Annotated in this window: 19 protein-coding genes; 14 read left to right on the top strand and 5 right to left on the bottom strand. The window is 64.3% G+C overall.

Features of this window, described 5'->3' with window-relative positions:
- Position 1 precedes the first annotated feature (1 nt).
- From V5F23_RS12215 to V5F23_RS12170, 10 genes are all read left to right on the top strand, one after another.
- A complete protein-coding gene (locus V5F23_RS12215) occupies positions 2–313 on the top strand; it encodes a c-type cytochrome (RefSeq protein WP_338498554.1) in 312 nt (103 codons plus the stop codon).
- Between the two features lie 183 nt (positions 314–496).
- Entirely contained in the window at positions 497–826 is a 330-nt protein-coding gene (locus V5F23_RS12210) for a cytochrome c (protein ID WP_042732841.1), read from the top strand.
- The gene (locus V5F23_RS12205; protein ID WP_042732840.1) at positions 823–2,001 is read left to right on the top strand and encodes a cytochrome D1 domain-containing protein; all 1,179 of its coding nucleotides are present in this window, start codon (positions 823–825) and stop codon (positions 1,999–2,001) included. The genes V5F23_RS12210 and V5F23_RS12205 overlap by 4 nt, the downstream gene beginning before the upstream one ends.
- Positions 2,002–2,003: 2 nt before the next feature.
- Positions 2,004–2,477, top strand: coding sequence for an Lrp/AsnC family transcriptional regulator (locus V5F23_RS12200; RefSeq protein ID WP_042732839.1), 474 nt, complete (start codon positions 2,004–2,006; stop codon positions 2,475–2,477).
- Positions 2,458–2,970 (top strand): Lrp/AsnC family transcriptional regulator, encoded by a 513-nt coding sequence (locus V5F23_RS12195; protein WP_042732838.1) that lies wholly within the window; start codon positions 2,458–2,460, stop codon positions 2,968–2,970. The genes V5F23_RS12200 and V5F23_RS12195 overlap by 20 nt, the downstream gene beginning before the upstream one ends.
- Positions 2,963–3,406 (top strand): AsnC family transcriptional regulator, encoded by a 444-nt coding sequence (locus V5F23_RS12190; RefSeq protein ID WP_042732837.1) that lies wholly within the window; start codon positions 2,963–2,965, stop codon positions 3,404–3,406. The genes V5F23_RS12195 and V5F23_RS12190 overlap by 8 nt, the downstream gene beginning before the upstream one ends.
- Complete coding sequence (locus tag V5F23_RS12185) at positions 3,381–3,917, top strand: Lrp/AsnC family transcriptional regulator (RefSeq protein ID WP_047737996.1); 537 nt, start codon at positions 3,381–3,383, stop codon at positions 3,915–3,917. The genes V5F23_RS12190 and V5F23_RS12185 overlap by 26 nt, the downstream gene beginning before the upstream one ends.
- Before the next feature lie 26 nt (positions 3,918–3,943).
- Entirely contained in the window at positions 3,944–5,125 is a 1,182-nt protein-coding gene (nirJ, locus tag V5F23_RS12180; RefSeq protein ID WP_042731722.1) for a heme d1 biosynthesis radical SAM protein NirJ, read from the top strand.
- A 37-nt stretch (positions 5,126–5,162) separates the two neighbouring features.
- Complete coding sequence (gene cobA, locus V5F23_RS12175) at positions 5,163–6,005, top strand: uroporphyrinogen-III C-methyltransferase (RefSeq protein ID WP_042731723.1); 843 nt, start codon at positions 5,163–5,165, stop codon at positions 6,003–6,005.
- Positions 6,002–7,498 carry a cytochrome D1 domain-containing protein gene (locus V5F23_RS12170; protein ID WP_338498552.1) on the top strand — a complete coding sequence of 499 codons (1,497 nt, stop codon included), beginning with the start codon at positions 6,002–6,004 and terminating at the stop codon, positions 7,496–7,498. The genes cobA and V5F23_RS12170 overlap by 4 nt, the downstream gene beginning before the upstream one ends.
- Before the next feature lie 209 nt (positions 7,499–7,707).
- Here V5F23_RS12170 and V5F23_RS12165 read toward each other — a convergent pair whose 3' ends face one another.
- The 3 genes from V5F23_RS12165 to V5F23_RS12155 form a co-directional block, all read right to left on the bottom strand.
- Positions 7,708–8,892: a porin gene (locus V5F23_RS12165; RefSeq protein ID WP_047737987.1), complete on the bottom strand. Its 1,185-nt coding sequence runs from the start codon at positions 8,890–8,892 to the stop codon at positions 7,708–7,710.
- Between the two features lie 404 nt (positions 8,893–9,296).
- A complete protein-coding gene (locus V5F23_RS12160; protein WP_042731726.1) occupies positions 9,297–10,571 on the bottom strand; it encodes a glucarate dehydratase family protein in 1,275 nt (424 codons plus the stop codon).
- A complete protein-coding gene (locus V5F23_RS12155; protein WP_042731727.1) occupies positions 10,568–11,965 on the bottom strand; it encodes an MFS transporter in 1,398 nt (465 codons plus the stop codon). The genes V5F23_RS12160 and V5F23_RS12155 overlap by 4 nt, the downstream gene beginning before the upstream one ends.
- A 107-nt stretch (positions 11,966–12,072) precedes the next feature.
- On the opposite strand from V5F23_RS12155, the gene V5F23_RS12150 reads away from it, so the two are divergent.
- Both V5F23_RS12150 and V5F23_RS12145 read left to right on the top strand, forming a co-directional pair.
- Positions 12,073–12,969, top strand: coding sequence for a LysR substrate-binding domain-containing protein (locus V5F23_RS12150; protein WP_042731728.1), 897 nt, complete (start codon positions 12,073–12,075; stop codon positions 12,967–12,969).
- 289 nt (positions 12,970–13,258) lie between these two features.
- Positions 13,259–13,693: a nuclear transport factor 2 family protein gene (locus V5F23_RS12145; protein WP_047737980.1), complete on the top strand. Its 435-nt coding sequence runs from the start codon at positions 13,259–13,261 to the stop codon at positions 13,691–13,693.
- A gap of 56 nt (positions 13,694–13,749) precedes the next feature.
- Here V5F23_RS12145 and V5F23_RS12140 read toward each other — a convergent pair whose 3' ends face one another.
- Positions 13,750–14,673: a LysR family transcriptional regulator gene (locus tag V5F23_RS12140; RefSeq protein ID WP_123578102.1), complete on the bottom strand. Its 924-nt coding sequence runs from the start codon at positions 14,671–14,673 to the stop codon at positions 13,750–13,752.
- A gap of 126 nt (positions 14,674–14,799) precedes the next feature.
- Between V5F23_RS12140 and V5F23_RS12135 the strand changes: the two genes are divergently transcribed.
- A complete protein-coding gene (locus V5F23_RS12135) occupies positions 14,800–15,006 on the top strand; it encodes a 4-oxalocrotonate tautomerase family protein (protein ID WP_047737977.1) in 207 nt (68 codons plus the stop codon).
- A 493-nt stretch (positions 15,007–15,499) separates the two neighbouring features.
- Positions 15,500–16,234 (top strand): SDR family NAD(P)-dependent oxidoreductase, encoded by a 735-nt coding sequence (locus V5F23_RS12130; protein ID WP_042732735.1) that lies wholly within the window; start codon positions 15,500–15,502, stop codon positions 16,232–16,234.
- Between the two features lie 50 nt (positions 16,235–16,284).
- Here V5F23_RS12130 and V5F23_RS12125 read toward each other — a convergent pair whose 3' ends face one another.
- Positions 16,285–18,411, bottom strand: coding sequence for a TonB-dependent siderophore receptor (locus tag V5F23_RS12125; RefSeq protein WP_338474682.1), 2,127 nt, complete (start codon positions 18,409–18,411; stop codon positions 16,285–16,287).
- Positions 18,412–18,458: the final 47 nt, after the last annotated feature.

The following is an 18,458-nucleotide window of genomic DNA, read 5'->3' as shown; positions in this document are numbered from 1 at the left end:
CATGAAGCCTATTCTGATCGCACTGGCCCTGACAGCGGCCGCCAGCCTGCAACCGGCCCTGGCCGAAGACGGTCCGACGCTGTTCAAGAGCAAGCCCTGCGCGGCCTGTCACTCCATCGACACCAAGGTAGTGGGCCCGGCCCTCAAGGACGTCGCGGCGAAGAACGCCAACGTGCCCGGGGCCCAGGACGTGCTTGCCAAGCACATCAAGGAAGGTACGCAAGGCAACTGGGGACCCATGCCGATGCCGGCCAACCCGGTGACTGAAGAAGAAGCCAACACCCTGGCTGCGTGGGTCTTGACCCTCAAATAACCCTCAGTGAGAGAAACCTCTGTGGCGAGGGGATTTATCCCCGCTGGGCTGCGAAGCAGCCCCCCAGAAAGCAACCCCGTCAGCCTGACACACCGCGGTATCAGGTCTTGGGGCTGCTGTGCAGCCCAGCGGGGATAAATCCCCTCGCCACAGGGATCACTTAGCATTTGACCAGGAGGCGTCATGGAACGACACAGCTCAACAACCCTGATGACCGCCCTGTTCCTCAGTTTTTCGGCCGGCGCGCTGGCCACTCCCGACCCGCAGCGCCAAGCCCAACTGCAACACCTGCTGGACCAGGACTGTGGCGCCTGCCACGGCCTGTACCTGACCGGCGGCCTCGGTCCACCGCTGACCCACGCCGCGCTGGCCGGAAAGTCCCGCGACAGCCTCATTGCCACCGTCACCCTGGGTCGCCCCGGCAGCGCCATGCCTGGCTGGGCACCCCTGCTCGGCCCCGACGACATCCGCTGGCTGGTGGACCGGCTTCTTCAAGGAAAACCTGCCTCATGATCCGTTCATTGCTGACTTCATCGGCCCTCGCCCTGCTGCTCTGTGCCTGCACCCAGGCACCGCTTCGCGGCACCGGCGACCTGGGCGTGGTGGTCGAACGCGCCACGGGCAGCCTGCAAATCATCGAAAGCGATACCCGCACCGCCCTCGCCCGCGTCGAAGGCCTGGGCGACCTGTCCCACGCCTCGGTGGTGTTCTCCCGCGACCAACGCTATGCCTACGTGTTCGGGCGGGACGGCGGCTTGAGCAAGGTCGACCTGCTGACCGCGCGCATCGAGCGACGCATCGTCCAGGGCGGCAACAGCATCGGCGGCGCGATCAGCCAGGACGGCAAGCTGATCGCCGTCTCCAACTACGAGCCTGGCGGTGTCAAGGTGTTCGATGCCGCCACCCTGGACCAGGTCGCCGACATTCCTGCCACACCATTGCCTGGCGGGGACAAGCGCTCGCGCGTGGTCGGCTTGGTGGATGCGCCGGGGCAGCGCTTCGTGTTCAGCCTGTTCGACACCGGCGAAATCTGGACGGCCGACTTCAGCCAGGGCCTCAACCCGCGCACCGAGCGTTTCACCGGCATCGGCCAGCAACCCTACGACGCACTGATCTCCCCGGACGGGCGCTACTACATGGCCGGGTTGTTCGGCGAAGACGGCATGGCCCAACTCGACCTGTGGCATCCGGAGCGCGGCGTAAAACGCGTACTGGGGCACTACGGACGCGGCCAGGCCCGGCTGCCGGTGTACAAGATGCCTCACCTGGAAGGCTGGGCCATCGCCGACCAGCAAGCCTTCGTGCCCGCCGTCGGCCATCACCAGGTGCTGGTGATGGATGCCCGCGACTGGCGACAGACCGACGCCATCGCGGTGGGCGGACAACCGGTGTTCGTCACTGCGCGTCCGGACGGCCGGCAGCTGTGGGTCAACTTCGCCTACCCGGACAACGACCGCGTCCAGGTCATCGACACCCAGACCCACGCCATTGTCGCGGACCTGCGACCAGGCCCTGCGGTGCTGCACATGGAGTTCACCGCCCGGGGTGACCAACTGTGGCTGTCGGCCCGGGACGGTGGCGACGTGCAGGTCTGGGACCCCTATCGGCTTGAACGCCTGGGCCGCCTGCCCGCCCTGAGCCCCAGCGGCATTTTCTTCAGCAGCCGCGCGCACAAACCGGGGTATTGAGCATGACTGCGAACCCCTTGGCCCGGCGCCTGATCGATCGCTTCCAGCATGGCCTGCCGTTGTGCGCCGAACCTTACCGGGCCATGGCCGAGGTCTTGGGCTGCACCCAGGCCCAAGTGCTCGATTGCTTGCAGTCACTGCACCAGGCCGGCGCGTTGTCGCGGATCGGCCCGGTGTTCGAACACACCCGCGCCGGAGCCAGCACCCTCGCCGCCCTGGCGGTGCCCGAAGACCGCCTGCACCAGGTCGCATCGCGTATCAGCCAGTACCCGGAAGTCAATCACAACTACGCACGCGAACACCGCTACAACCTGTGGTTCGTGCTGACCGGTCCGAACCGCGCCCACCTGGACACCATTCTCCAGGAGCTGGAGCACGACACCGGCCTGACGCCCCTGGACCTGCCCATGCTGACCGCCTACCGCATCGACCTGGGCTTTGCCCTGGAGACCTCCCATGCAAAACCCCTTGAGTGAGCAACAGTCGCTGGCGCTGCGCCGGGCGCTGGAAACCGGACTGCCGCTGACACCGCGTCCGTTCCAGGCCCTGGCCGAACAGATCGAGGCCAGCGAGCAGCAGGTGCTCGACCAGGTGCAGCATTGGCACGAACAGGGGCTGTTCCGGCGCGTCGGGCTGGTGGTCAATCACCGCGCCCTGGGGTTCACCGCCAATGCCATGCTGGTGCTGGACGTGCCGGACGCCCTGGTCGACGAGGTCGGTCGGCGCCTGGGCCAGGCCGCAGGCATCAGCCTGTGCTACCAACGCCCGCGGCGCCTGCCCCAATGGCAGTACAACCTGTTCTGCATGATCCACGGGCGCCAGCGTGACCGTGTCGAGGCCCAGGTCCAGGCGCTGCTGGCCGAACATCTGCTGGACGACCTGCCTCATCAACTGCTGTTCAGCACGCACCTGTTCAAACAATGCGGTGGGCGCTTCGCTCCACCCGTGGGAGCCCGGATCGATGGATGACCTGGATCGACGCCTGATCAACCGCCTGCAACTGGGCCTGCCGCTGGTGCGCCATCCCTGGCAGGTACTGGCCTGCGAACTGGGCAGCAGCGCAACCGAACTGCTCGACCGCTTGCACGAACTGCTCAACGACGGCGTTCTCACGCGCTTCGGCCCGATGTTCGACATCGATCGCCTGGGCGGCGCCTTCACCCTGGCAGCGCTGGCGGTGCCCGAAGCCCGCTTCGACGCCATCGCCGAGCTGCTCGCGGACATGCCCGAGGTGGCCCACAACTACCGGCGCGAACACAGCTGGAACATGTGGTTCGTGCTGGCCTGCCCCAGTGAACAGGCGATCCACGACAGCCTGCTGCGGATCGAGCGCCTGACCGGCCTGGTGCCGCTGAACCTGCCCAAAGAGGAGACCTACCATGTCGGCCTGTATTTCCCCCTCTGAGTCGCACCTGGACGCACCACCTGACCAGGCTGAAACCTCCCTGGCGCTGCGCCTGGTGGAGCTGACCCAGGAAGGCCTGCCATTGCTCGAAGACCCGTGGAGCTGGCTGGCCGAGCAGCTGGGCCTGAGCGTGGAGTCGACCCTCGACCTGCTAAAGCGCTTGCAGGCCGAAGGCGCGATCCGGCGTATTGCCGCCGTGCCCAATCACTACCGCCTGGGCTACCGCCACAACGGCATGACGGTCTGGGACGTGGCCGACGCCGACATGCCGCGCCTCGGTGCGCTGCTGGGCGCCCAGCCCTTCGTCAGCCACTGCTATCGGCGCCCGCGCCGGCCTGGCTGGCGCTACAACCTGTTCGCCATGGTCCACGGCCGCAGCCGCGAGGAAATCGACAGCTACCGCGATCACCTGCGCTACCTGCTGGGGGACGCCTGCCGCGCCGATGACATGCTGGTGAGCAGCCGGATCCTGAAAAAAACCGGCCTGCGCCTGTCGCCCGGCACACGCTGAGCCCGCGTCGACTCAAGGAGCGCTTTATGTTGAGGATCAGCCACTACCTGCGCGCCCTGGCCGGCCATTGCCCGGCCCCGCGCACCGCGCCACCGGGCAGCCTGAGGCCGCCCGTGGTGATCTGGAACCTGCTCAGGCGCTGCAACCTGACCTGCAAGCACTGCTACGCCACGTCCGCCGACAGTGTGTTTCGCGATGAGCTGGACACCCCGGCGGCGCTTCAGGTCATCGACGACCTGCATGACGCCGGCGTGCGTGTGCTGATCCTTTCGGGCGGCGAACCGTTGCTGCGCGATGATCTGTTCCAGCTCTGCGCCTACGCCAGCGCCAAGGGTTTCTTTCTCGCCCTGTCCAGCAACGGCACGCTGATCGACGCCGACAACATCCAGCAGATCGGCGCGGCGCAGTTCGACTACGTCGGCATCAGCATCGATGGCCTGGAGGCCACCCACGATGCCTTCCGCCAGCTCAAGGGCAGTTTCGCCCGTTCCATGGCGGCCATCCGGCTGTGCCGCGAGCAAGGGATCCGGGTCGGCCTGCGCACCACCCTCACCCAGCAGAACCACGCCCAGTTGCCCCGGTTGCTGGACCTGATGAACGAATACGACGTGCAGAAATTCTACCTGTCGCACCTCAACTACAGCGGCCGGGGCAAGCGCAGCCGCAAACTCGACGCCCACCAACAGATGAGCCGCGAGGCCATGACCCTGATCTTCGAGCGAGCCTGGCGCGACATCGAGCAGGGGCGCGACAGCGACTTCGTCAGCGGCAACAACGACGCCGATGCCATCCTGCTGCTGCAATGGGTCGGCCGCCGGTTGCCCCAGCACTACGCCGCGCTGGAGCAGATGCTGCGGGCCTGGGGCGGCAACGCGTCGGGCAGCGGCATTGCCAATATCGACAACACTGGCGAGGTCCACCCCGACACCTACTGGTGGCAGCACTCGGTGGGCAATGTCCGCCAGACCCCGTTCAAGACGCTCTGGCTCGACCGCCCCGACGCATTGCTGCACAAGCTGCGTGAACATCCTCGGGCCGTAGGCGGCCGCTGTGGGCAATGCCGCTGGCTGGCCATCTGCAACGGCAATACCCGCACCCGCGCCTGGGCCGACGGCGACCTGTGGGGCCAGGACCCCGGTTGCCACCTCAGTGACGACGAAATCGGCCTGCACGCCATTCCCAGCGTTGCCCTGCCTGTCGCTCGCTGAGCCAACGGCGAACATGCTACCGAACCAAGGAAGTCCCATGCCTGCCCCCATCGTTCTACCCGTTGTCCTGCAATCGCCATTCAGACCGGGGGAAGTCGCCCTGGTCGGTGCCGGCCCCGGTGACCCGGGCCTGCTCACGTTGCGTGCCTGGAGCCTGTTGATGCAGGCCGATGCCGTGGTCTATGACCGGCTGATCAGCCCGCAACTGCTGGGCCTGATTCCCCTGACCTGCGCCCGGCACTACGTGGGCAAGGCCGCCGGCTGCCACAGCCTGCCCCAGGCGCAGATCAACGAACTGCTGGCCGACCTGGCCGATCAGGGCCAACGCGTGGTCCGGCTCAAGGGCGGCGACCCGTTCATCTTCGGCCGTGGCGCCGAAGAACTGGAATACCTGCTGGCCCGGGGCATCGATTGCCAGGTGGTGCCCGGCATCACCGCCGCGGCCGGTTGCACGGCCTACGCCGGCATCCCCCTGACCCACCGGGATTTCGTCAATTCCTGCCGGTTCATCACCGGCCACCTGCAACGCGAAGGCGACCTGGACCTGCCCTGGCAAAGCCTGGCGGATGACAGCCAGACCCTGGTGTTCTACATGGGCCTGTCGAACCTGGGCACCATCGCCACGCGGCTGATCGAGGCCGGCCTCGCCGCCCGGACCCCGGCGGCATTGATCTGCAATGGCACGCGCCCCGACCAGCAAGTGCTGCGCGGCACCGTCGAGCAACTGCCGAGCATGGCCCAGGCCTGCGCCGAAGGCCTGCCGACCCTGACCGTGATCGGCAAGGTGGTCGACTTGTTCGCCCATCAGCCGCTGCACCATCCGGCGCACCTTCACCCCGTGGCACAGGCCAGGACCGCTGCCGCGAAGGTGGCGCTGTGAAGCGCTGGTGGTGGTTGCCCTGGCTGTGGATCGGCGCGGCCCAGGGCGCCGTCGCCACGGCACCCGACCTGGACCAGGCCGAACGTAACTACCAACAGCACTGCCAGCAGTGCCACGGTGTAAACCGCATCGGTGGCGCCGGACCGGCGCTGTTGCCCCAGAGCCTGAGCCGGATCAAGCCTGACGAAATCCGCGAGGTCATCACACAGGGGCGTCCGGCCAGCCAGATGGCGGCGTTCGGCGGCGTGCTCGACGCCGCGCAGATCGAGGGCCTGGTGCAGTACCTCCAGCGTCCCCCCGCGGTCGAGCCGCGCTGGGACGAGGATGACATTCGCCGCAGCCATCGGGTGCTCGAAGACCTCGCCAGCCTGCCGACCACCCCCCAGCACAAGGCCGACCCGCTGAACCTGTTCGTGGTGGTGGAAGCGGGTGACCATCACGTCGATGTCGTCGACGGTGACCGTTTCGAGGTGCTGGCCCGCTTCGCTTCGCACTTCGCGGTACACGGTGGGCCGAAATTTTCTCCCGACGGGCGCTTCGTCTACCTCGCCTCCCGGGACGGCTGGATCAGCCTGTACGACCTGCACAACCTCAAGTTGATCGCCGAAGTGCGGGCCGGCCTCAATACCCGCAACCTGGCGGTGAGCAAGGACGGGCGTTGGGTGCTGGTGGGCAACTACCTGCCCGGCAGCCTGGCAGTGCTGGACGCCCGGGACCTGTCGCTGGTCAAGACCATCGCCACCGTGGGCCGCGACGGACAGGCGTCACGGGTGAGCGCGGTGTACACCGCCCCGCCCCGCAACAGCTTCATCGTCGCCTTGAAGGATGTGAAGGAGGTCTGGGAACTGCCCACCGGTCCGAACACGGATTTCGTGCCGAGGCGCATCGACGCCGAGGATTACCTGGATGACTTTTCCTTCTCGCCGGATTACCGGCAGTTGCTCGCCACCTCGCGCAAGGCCCAGGGCGGCCAGGTGATTGACCTCGACAATGGCCGGGTGATCACCGACATCGCCCTGCCGGGCATGCCGCACCTGGGCTCGGGCACCTATTGGCGGCGTGACGGCCACTGGGTACTCGCAACGCCGAACATCAGCAAAGGGCTGATTTCGGTGATCGACCTCGACACCTGGAAAGTCATCAAGCAGATCCCGACCCTGGGGCCGGGCTTCTTCCTGCGCAGCCACGCCAATTCGCGCTACGCCTGGACCGATGTGTTCTTCGGCCCCGACAACGATGCCATCCACCTGATCGACAAACAGACCCTGGAAATCGCCCACACCCTGCGCCCCGTGCCCGGCAAGACCGCCGCCCACGTCGAATTCACCCGCGACGGACGCTACCTGCTGCTGAGCATCTGGGCCACCGATGGGGCGCTGATCGTCTACGACAGCAACACCCTCCAGGAGATCAAGCGCCTGCCCATGAACAAGCCTTCAGGCAAGTACAACGTGGGGAACAAGATCGAGTTTGCCGAGGGGACGTCTCACTGAAAAAAGGGGGCTGATGCGCAGCCCCCAATATCAATCAGGCTCAGGGCCGCTTCGCGCCCCGGCGGGAGCAAGCTCCCTCGCCACAGGATTGCATCCGTATTCAAAAATGCAGTCGAACGCTGCTTTTGTGGCGAGGGAGCTTGCTCCCGCTGGGCTGCGCAGCAGTCCCAAAAACCGACCTGGTACGCCTCAGTTGAAGGGCGTTACCCTTACCAGGTGAGCACCGCACCCACCGCAAACGTATCGGTGTCTTCATTCTGGGCACTGGTGTCGTGGCCGTTGATTTCGAACTGGTTGTACTCGGCCACGAGCTTGAGGTTGTCGTTGACGTCATGGAACAACGCAATGCCACGGGTTTCATAATCGGCGCCGCTGCCCACCACCCCGTTGCCGTCGTCATCGGTCTTGCCGTAGGACAACGCCAGGCGGTTCTTGCCCAGCTTATACGAGCCCTGCAACAGGTAGCCCTTGCTGTCGACATTGCGCAACGTGGCTTCGCCGGCATTGTTGGTGAAGAACGGGTTGATGCCCTTGGCCTGGAACCCCGAGCCGGTCAGCGACAAGCCCCCCATCTTGGCCTGCACGCCGTAGCCCAGGCCCTTGGAGGTCACCGACTCGACGTTGGAATCGGTATTGTCCGACGTCTGGTAGCTGCCGTTGAGCCAGCTGTAGATCTTCGCCCCGCCCAGGTCGAACTGGTAGGTGATCTCGCTCTCGGTGCGCGGGTTTTCCTGGTAGGCCTTGCCGGTGGCGCTGTTGTCGTTGGTGTCTACCGGGTCCATGATCCCCACCGCCACCCGCAGCCCCTCCATCACCGGCGTGCGGTAGGTGATCTGCGAGGTCGGGAACGGATACGGGTAACCGCTGCCGATGTTGCCGAACGAGACCCCGCCGCCGTCCACCAGCCCCAGCGTATCGCTGACCTGGCCATAACCGGCCAGCAGTTCGTCCAGCAGGATGTTGGAGCGGGCAAACAGGCCGAAGTCCTTGCCGATCAGCACTTCGCCCCACTCCGGGTTGGCGACGGTGCCGTAGAACTGCCGCACGTCGATGGCGGTATCGGTGCCGTTGGTCTCGCTGTCGTTGATGGTCACCCAGAACGACGCGCGAGCGCCCAGTTTGAGGTCATCGACCTGCTTGCCCATGTTGAAGCCCAGGTAGTTGGGCAAGAAGCCCATCTTCACCCGCGCCTGGCGCCGGTCATACTGCTCCCCTGCCCGGTCCACGTCGCTGTTGACGTAGAAGGCGTTGATGTAGCCGTCAGTGGAAAAGGTGGTCTGGTCTTTGTCGTACAGCATGATTTCGGCTTGGGCCCAGGGCGCCAGGCCGAATGTCGAAAGACTGGCGATGACCGCAGGCAAAAAACGGTGGCGGGTATTTTTATTGTTGTGCATGGCGCGCTCCGCGACGTGGGACGGGATGTCGGAGGCGATTATCGAAAGGCTGTGGGCGGCGCCATACGCTGCCTTGGAGGCAATTGACGAGTGCTTTGGTGGCGCGGGTTTGAAGCGGCAGTTTGGGTGTAAGACGGCGAGGTCGAGGGGTGCGACAGCTTGGGCGTAAGACTGCCTTGCCGACGGGCGCGATACTTTGGGTGTGGCCCGCTGGATGGGCTGGGAGGATCAACTCATTGGTCAGTCATCGCGAGCCGTTTGGTTTGGGGCTGCTGCGCAGCCCAGCGGGAGCAAGCTCCCTCGCCACAGGGGTCGCCCCCACACTCAAAATTGAAGTCAAATCCAGCTTTTGTGGCGAGGGAGCTTGCTCCCGCTGGCCTGCGCAGCAGGCCGCCTTCTTGGACTCAGAACCTCGGCTTGACGGTCTTCCAGTCCGGCCGGTAGCGCTGCATCTGCCGCACGTCATCACGCTGGCGGATGCCGCAACCGAGGAACTGGTCATGCAGCTTGCCCAGTTGATCGCGGTCCAGCTCCAGCCCGAGGCCCGGAGCCCGGGTGATCTTCACGCAACCGTCGACGATCGGCAGCTTGCCGCCCTTGATCACTTCTTCATCCGGTTCCTGCCAGGGGTAATGCGTGTCGCAGGCGTAGTCCAGGTTCGGCACCGCTGCCGCGACGTGGGCCATGGCCATGAGGCTGATGCCCAGGTGCGAATTGGAATGCATCGACACACCCAGGCCGAAGGTGCTGCACATTTTCGCCAGTGCCTGGGTATCCCGCAGGCCACCCCAGTAATGGTGATCCGCGAGCACAATCTGCACGCTGTCCAGCGCCACGCTGCGTCGGAACTCGTCGAAATCGGTGACCACCATGTTGGTCGCCAACGGCAGGCCGGTGCGTTTGTGCAGTTCGGACATGCCCTCCAGCCCCGGCGTCGGGTCTTCGTAATACTGCAGGTCATCGCCGAGCAACTCGGCCATGCGAATGGAGGTCTCCAGCGACCAGTTGGCGTTCGGGTCGATGCGCAGCGGGTAGCCGGGAAACGCCTGCTTAAGCGCCTTGATGCAGGCGACTTCGTGCTCAGGCTCCAGGGCGCCGGCCTTGAGCTTGATGCTCTTGAAACCATACGCCTGGATCATGCGCCGGGCCTGGGCGACGATCTGCTGCTCATTCAAGGCCTCGCCCCAGCTGTCTGGCGGGTATGGCGAATCGATGTGCTCGGCGTACTTGAAAAACAGGTACGCGCTGAACGGGACTTCATCACGGATCGCACCGCCGAGAAGATCCACCAGCGGCACGTTCAGGTAATGGGCCTGGAGGTCCAGGCAGGCCACTTCAAAGGCCGAGTAGGCATTGCTGACCGCTTTGCTCGCATGGGAGCCCGGCGCCAGTTCGGCACCGGCGACACTGGCCGGCCGTTGCGCGGCGACGGTCGCCTCGACGATGGCCCGCAAGCGGTTGAGGTTGAACGGGTCGAGGCCGATCAACAGGTCCTGGAGTTGCATCTGGATCGCCAGGGCGGGCGCATCGCCGTAGCTCTCGCCCAGGCCGATGTAACCGTTGTCGCTTTCAATCTCGATGATCGAGCGCAGCGCGAACGGTTCATGGATGCCGCTGGCGTTGAGCAACGGTGGATCGCGAAAAGCAATGGGTGTGACCGTGACGCGTTTGATCTTCATACAGCGGCTCCCGATGGGCCTGGGTTCAAGGCTTGGCGTTTTTCCGGCTGATCGGCGTCGGCGATGGGTTCGGGCCGACCGGACAATGAGTTGGGTGTGTCGCGCCCCGGTGAAGTGCGGGCGAAAAAGATCACCACGGCGGCGATCAGCGAAGTGATCGCCAGGCCATACAGGCCGCCTTCGATGGAACCGGTGGTCTGTTCCAGGAAACCGAAGGCCGTAGGCGCGACGAAGCCGCCCAGGTTACCGATGGAGTTGATCAGCGCGATCACCGCGGCCGCGATGCGAGCGTCCAGATAGCCCTGGGGAATCGGCCAGAACAGCGCCGAGGCGGCCTTGAAACCGATCGCGGCAAAACAGATCGCGACGAAGGCGAAGACCGGCCCGCCCGTGGTGGACATGAACATGCCGAACGCGGCAATCACCAGCGTGACCGCGACCCAGGCCTGCTGGAACTTCCAGCGCCCGGCCAGGGCGGCGAAGCCGTACATCGCGACGATGGAGATGATCCACGGGATGGAATTGAGCAAGCCGACCTGGAAGTCCCCGAGGCTGCCCATCTTCTTGATCATACTCGGCAACCAGAACGTGGCGCCGTAGATCGTCAGGGCAATGGAGAAGTAGATGAAGCAGAACAGCAGGATCTGCCGGTCGGCCAACAGCTTGAACACCGACGGCTTGATCACCTGGGTCGCTTCCCGGGCCCGTTGTTCCTCGGCAATGGCGGCGGTCAGTACGGCTTTCTCTTCAGCGGTCAGCCATTTGGCCTGGCTTGGGTGCGATTGCAGCCAGAACCAGACGAACCCGCACAACACAATGGAGGCGAAACCTTCGATCAGGAACATCCACTGCCAGCCGTGCAGGCCCAGCCCGCTGACGTGCAGCAGCGCACCCGACACCGGCCCGGAAATCACCGAAGCGATGGCCGAGCCACTGAGGAAAATCGCCATCGCCTTGCCGCGCTCGTTGGCCGGCAGCCACTGGGTGAAGTAATAGATGATGCCGGGGAAGAACCCCGCCTCCGCCGCGCCGAGGATAAAGCGCAGCACGTAAAAGCTGGTCTCGCCGCGCACGAAGGCCATCGCCATCGCCGCCGCGCCCCAGGTGAACATGATGCGGGTCAGCCAGGCCCGCGCGCCGTAGCGCTGCAGCAGCATGTTGGAGGGGACTTCGAACAGCGCGTAGCCGACGAAGAACAGCCCGGCGCCCAGGCCATAGGCCGCTGCGCCGATGCCCAGGTCGGTTTCCAGGTGGCTGCGCACGAAGCCGATGTTGACCCGATCGATGTAGTTGACGATGAACATCACCACCACCAGCGGCAGTACGTGACGTTTGACCTTGGCCGCCGCAAGCGCCAGGGTGCTCGCCGACGTGGAGTCCGGTACGTTGTTCAAGGGTGCCTCCCGATCATTGTTTTTGTGGGGAACGGGACGATGATGGACGCCGGGGATTGTTTCCGTCTAATCTAACTTGGCACTTGATTGATACCTGGATTGAATCAATGTTTGAACTGGCCCAACTGCGCTGCTTTACCACCGTGGCGACCGAACTCAACTTCCGTCGAGCCGCCGAACGCCTGAACATGACCCAGCCACCGTTGAGCCGGCAGATCCAGTTGCTGGAACATCACCTGGGAGTCGAACTGTTCACCCGCAGCACCCGCAGCGTGGCGCTCACCGCCGCCGGCCGGGCGTTTTTCCTTGAAGCCCAGAACCTGCTGGAACAAGCCCAACAAGCGGCCGTGGCGGCCCGGCGCTTCGCCCAGGGTGACATCGGCTCGGTCACCATCAGCTTCGTCGGCAGCGCGGTGTATGAATTTTTGCCCAAGGTGATCGCCGAAGCGCGGCTGAAACAGCCCCAGGTCAAAATCGTCCTGTCGGAGATGAATACCTACCAGCAGCATGAGGCCCTGCGCGCCCGGCGGATCGACCTGGGCATCGTCCGCTCGCCGCTACTGGAAACCGGCTACGCCACCGAATGCCTGGTGCGCGAACCCTTCGTGCTGGCGGTCCCGGCCGGGCACCCGCTGGCCCAGGCCGAAACCGTGAGTGTGCAGGACCTCGACGCGCAACCGTTCCTGATGTACTCCCATTCCGCCTACCCGCCGTTCAACGAATTGCTCACCGGCACGCTCCGCTCGGCCCGGGTGGCGCCGCAATACGTGCAATGGCTCGGCTCCTCGCTGACCATCCTGGCGCTGGTCAACGCCGGCATGGGCCTGGCCCTGGTGCCCCGGTGCGCCACCAGCGTGGTGTTCAAGCAGGTGGTGTTCCGCGAGATCGACCTGGGCGAAGGGGTGCAAAGCGAACTGCATCTGATTTGGCGGGAAGACAACGACAACCCGGCGTTTGCCATGTTGCTGGAAGGGATTCGGGGGGCGGTTCGCGAGGGGTTGTAAGCTCACTGCCAGGCAGCGGCCCGTGGCGAGGGAGCTTGCTCCCGCTGGCCGCGTAGCGGCCCCTGAGCGCACGCCAGAATGACCCGTGCGTCGGTGTCGCTTTTGGGGCTGCTTCGCAGCCCAGCGGGAGCAAGCTCCCTCGCCACGTTGGGGCCGTGAATCATTCGTTCATTTTTCCATTGCCGGTCTCTTGGCTATCCTGACACCGAAAGTAGTTGTACGATGACCGACGAGCGTAGTCAAAAACGCTCGTGACGTTCCTCATACCTACAAAAACAAGGAAACATCCATGAAGAAAGCGACATTGGTCATCAGCTTCCTGTGCCTGTTCAGCGGTTATGCGGCCACTGCTGCGGCGTCGGCCGAGCAGGATGTGGCCCAGGCCGTCGACCACCTGACCCAGGCCATGCTGCACAAGGACATCCCCCAGCTCCAGGCATTGGCCGCCGAAAACCTCACCTACGGGCATTCCAGCGGGAACATCCAGGACAAGAAAGCCTTCATCGCCGACATCGAGACCGGCAAGAGCGCGTTCAAGACCCTGGAGATGAAAAACCAGAAGATCACCCTCTCAGGCGACACCGCTCTGGTGCGTAATCATTTCTCGGCCCAGGCGATCAAGGGCAGCGACATCGTGCCGACCGAAATCGAGAACTTCCAGATCTGGCAGAAACAGAAGGACGGCAAGTGGCTGCTGATCGGTCGGCAGGCGTTCAAGTTCTGATGATTGGCCAGGTGCATGCATGAAGTGGGAGCGAGCCTGCTCGCTCCCACAGCGCCTCAGGTTTTGGCCCACTGCTCGCGGTACTGCAACAGGAAGTCGATGAACGCGCGCACGCGCTGGGGCATGTGTCGGCCGTGGGGATAGAGCAATGTGAAGGGCCGTGAGCGGCCACCCAATGGCTGCAGCACTTCCACCAGGCGCCCGTCCGCCAGTTCCTGTTCGACGATGAAGCGGTAGGTCTGGAACAGGCCCGCACCGTGCTTGGCCAGCGTCACACCGCCCAGTACATCGTCCGAACAACCGTAGTGGCCTTGGGCAAAGACCTCCCGGTCCTTGCCATCGACCTTGAACAGCCAGGAAATCCGTCGACCGCTGCTGGGCAATTCGAACTGGATGCACTCGTGCTCATTCAGGTCTTCGAGGGTCTGTGGCGTGCCGGCCCTGCGCAGGTAATCCGGCGCCGCGACCACCACCAGCCTCGCGTCTTCCAACTGCCGGGCGATCATCGAGGAGTCCGGCTGGGCCCGCACGCGGATCGCCAGGTCATACCCTTCGGCAACGAAATCGATGTTGCGATTGCTCAGGTGCACGTCCACGCTGACTTGCGGGTACAGCGCCCGGAACGCCGGCAGCAACGGCAGGATCCGGTGGTGACCGTAGGTGGTGGGCAGGCTGATGCGCAATGGCCCGGCGGGCACCGCTTGCGCCCCCATCATTGCCTGTTGCGCCTCGATCAGTTGCGTCAGCGCCTGCCGGCATTGTTCGAAATAGGTCTTGCCGGCCTCCGTCAGGCGGATGCTACGAGTGGTACGCACGAAAAGGCGCGAGCCCAGGCGTTCTTCCAGGCGAAAGATCGAACGGCTCACCGCCGCCGGAGTGACGCCCGCCACCTGCGCCGCCGCCGTGAAACTGCCCGCCTCGGCCGCCAGGCAAAACAGTTCTATGCTGCCCAGTTGCAGGTCTTCGAAATGCCGCTTCATGATTCGTTACACCGCGTATCAACTGAAGATTCCAGAGGCCTGTTTATCAGGCTGGCGCGTATAAATACAGTGGCCCCGGTGGCGCGGGAATGGTCCTGCGCCCGTGTTCATCAGCAGGAGTGCAACATGCCCTTTGTCAATGTACGAATTACCCGTGATGGCGTGACACGTGAGCAGAAGGCCCAGGTGATCGCTGAAATCACCGAGACCCTTCAACGTGTGTTGGGCAAGGACCCGCACTTGACCCATATCGTGATCGAGGAGGTGGATACGGATAACTGGGGATACGCGGGTATGACGACGACGCAGTTTCGAAGTCTTCCAAAGGAGTGAGTCTGCTCGTGATGGCGGTCTAATTGAGTACCTACCCATTGCTGCGATAACGGCCGCTTTTTGAGACACCGAGAGCCAGACCAGCCAAAAGAAACCAAGAGCGTTTGCCCCACCCCCTGGTGCCTCGCCCAGACTCGGCGTGCCCGAGGCGGCCTTAAAGCCGACCTGGCTCGTTCGTGCCTGCGCAGGGCCCCTGTGGGAGCGGGCTTGCCCGCGAAGACGACCTGACAGCCAACCCATATCTTCCAACCGCAGCGCAAGTCCTAGTGTGAGAACAAGCCTGCTCGCGAAGACAGTGGCACACCCAGCACTGATTCAACCGCTCCCACCTTCGCCACAGTTCGGTTGTGTGGATGTTTGGGATTGATTACATGAGGTATCAACTCAAGTACCAGAACCCTGATTTATCAAACCTGAGCGCATCAATACCCTGAGCACAACCCGCGCCGCTCCCGGCGCAGCGGTTCAATCAATGTGATCAGGAGTCGATTTCATGAGTATCAACAAAACCGTCATCATCACCGGCGCTTCCAGCGGTATCGGCTTGGGCTTGGTCAAGGCATTCCTGGATCGGGGCTATAACGTGGTGGGCAATGCCCGTTCTCAATCCGGGCTGGACGCCGCTGCGGCCCAGTTCAACCATGCCGACCGGTTCATTGGCGTGGCCGGTGATATTGCCGACCCGGCCACCTCTACCCGTGTCGTTGCCAAAGCCGTCGAGGCCTTCGGCGGTGTGGACGGGTTGGTGAACAATGCGGGTTTCTTTCTACCCAAGCCATTCATCGAGTACAGCCCCCAGGACCTGGAAGCGCTGCTGGACACCAACCTCAAGGGCCTCGTGTATGCCAGCCAGGCAGCGGCCGCGCACATGATCGGCCGTCGCCAGGGCTTTATCGTCAACATCTCCGCCTCGGTGGCGCTGCAACCCAATATCCAGGTGCCGGCCGCGCTGCCGGTGTTGATCAAGGGCGGGGTCAACCAGATGACCCGCGCCCTGGCCCTGGAGTTGTCGCCCCATCACATCAAGGTCAACGCCGTCGCGCCCGGGATCATCGACACGCCGATGCATGACCCGGCGCACCGTGCGTTTCTCGATAACCTGGCGCCGGCAGGTCGTGTGGGGACGGTCGAGGAAATTGCCGAGGCCGTGCTTTATCTGGCAGGGGCCGATTTCACCACCGGCGTGGTATTGCCGGTGGATGGCGGGATGAGCACGGGCAAGTGGTGAGCATCAACTGCCCCGCTGTGTGGGAGCGGGCCTGCTCGCTCCCACAGGGATCAGAGGGTGTAGGAGATGCCAGCCTGCACAGTGCGCGGTGCGCCTGGATAAGCGTAGACGTTACCGAACGCACCCTCTTCATAATCGGCGTCGAAGAGGTTCTTCACGTCCAGGTTCAGGCGGATCCGCTCGTTGACCTTGTAGTAGCCCAGCAGGTCCACCACCGTGTAGCTGTCCATCGAGAAGGCATTCGCCGCCGTCTGGCCGGCGCGTTCGTCAACGTACCGGGCACCGGCGCCCAGCCCCAGGCCCTTGAGGCCGCCGTCCTGGAATTCGTAGACGTTCAACAGGCTGAAGGTGTTCTTGGGCACGTTGAGCAGGCGGGTCCCGCTTGGGATGCTGGTGTCCTTGGTCACCTCGGCATCGACGTAGGCATAGCCACCGATCACCCGCCACGCCGGTGTCAGGTTACCGGCCACGTTCAGGTCGAAGCCACGGCTGCGCACTTCGCCGGCGGCCACGCTGAAGGTGGAGTCCAGCGGGTCAGTGGTGAGCACGTTACGCTTCTCGATCTGATAGACCGCCGCGTCGACGCTCAACTGGCGATCCAGCGCTTCCCATTTCACACCCATCTCGTAGGACTTGCCCTCTTCCGGCTTGAAGCCGCCACCCTGGCGGCTGGCACCGGTGTTGGGCTTGAACGAGCGGGCCGTGTTGGCGTAGACCGCCACGGTGTCGGTCAGGTCGTAGATCACGCCCAGCCGCGGGGTGACCGCGCTGTCGTCTTTGCTCCAGCTCCTGCCATTGGGCACAAACGTCTCGTACTCATGCTCGAAGCGCTCGAATCGCGCCCCCGCCAGCACTTTCAAGCGCTCGGTCAGCGCCACCTGGTCCTGGACGAACAGGCCAAGGGTCTTGAGGTTTTCCTGGTCGTCGGTGGGGGTGCGGGTCAGCGCCGGGCGGGGCTGGCCGTACACCGGATCGAAGATATCAATGGGGTAGGCCCCGGTCCCGGCCGCGGAGCGCTGAATGATGGACTGGTAGTCGTAGTCTTCGTACTCGATCCCGGTCAACAGCGTGTGCTCCAAGCCGCCCGTGGCGAAATGCCCGGTGAGGTTCAGTTGCGTGTCGCGGTCTGTCCATTCCAGCTTGCGGTAGTTGAAATTGCGCCCCAGGGTACGGCCGTCGGCGGCGATGCCGTTGCCTTCGATGGCATTGCCCTGCAACGTGCCGTCCAGCCATTGGGTGCCACCGGCCAGGGTCCAGTCGTCGTTGAGCATGTGCTCGAAACGCACTTGCAGCATGTTGTTGTCGTTGTGCAGTTTGCCGGCGTCCTTTTCGCCGAAGAAGGTCTCGCGCGATGCCGTGCCACGCTGGCCAGGATAGTGCGTCACACCCCGGTCCAGCGGATGGTTGTTGCGCATGAAGTCGCCTTCGAACGTCAGGCGCGTGGTGTCGTTGAGTTGCCAGGTCACCACCGGGGCGACGCCGTAGCGCTCGGTCTCGACGTGGTCGCGGAAGGTATCGCCACCCTCGCCGATCACGTTCAAGCGATAGGCCAGCGTGCCCGCTTCGTCCAACGGGCCGGACGCGTCCAGCGTGCCGCGACGCATGCCTTGGTCATTGAGCTGGCTGCCGAGGGTCACCGTGCGCTCGGCCAACGGCTGCTTGGACACCACGTTGAAGGTACCGCCGGGGTCGCCACGCCCGTACAGCATGGTCGCCGGGCCGCGCAGCACTTCCAGGCGCTCGATGGTGTTGGCGTCGGGCATGTTCGGGTAACCCCGGTTGATCGGGAAGCCGTTGCGGTAAAACTCCCCCGTGGTGAAGCCGCGCACGGTGAAGGTGGTCAGGCCCTGGCCGCCGAAATTGTTAGCCCGGCCCACGCCGCCGGCGTAGTCGAGGGCATCTTGCAGGCGTGTGGCGCCGAGGTCTTCGACGGCGTCGCGCGACACCACGGAGATCGATTGCGGGGTTTCATGGATCGCGGTGTCGGTGCGGGTGGCGCTGGCCGAACGGGTGGCGTGATAGCCCTTGACCGGTCCCTGGGGATTTTCATAGTCGCCAGCGCCGACGATGTCGGTGGCTTGCAGCTCCATGGACGCCGGGGCGACAAGGGGCTCATCTGCCCAGGTGGATACGGAATAAGCCTGCAGCACACACAGTGAAACGAGAATCCGACGCATCGATGCACAATCCTAAGGGAAAAACGCCAACCCGCTGGGGCCGGCAA

Source organism: Pseudomonas sp. WP18, assembly GCF_036689585.1.
In the GTDB taxonomy this organism is placed as follows: Bacteria; Pseudomonadota; Gammaproteobacteria; order Pseudomonadales; family Pseudomonadaceae; genus Aquipseudomonas; species Aquipseudomonas chlororaphis_E.
Note: the sequence above shows the minus strand (reverse complement) of the source record. Positions and strands in the feature narration are given on the sequence as shown.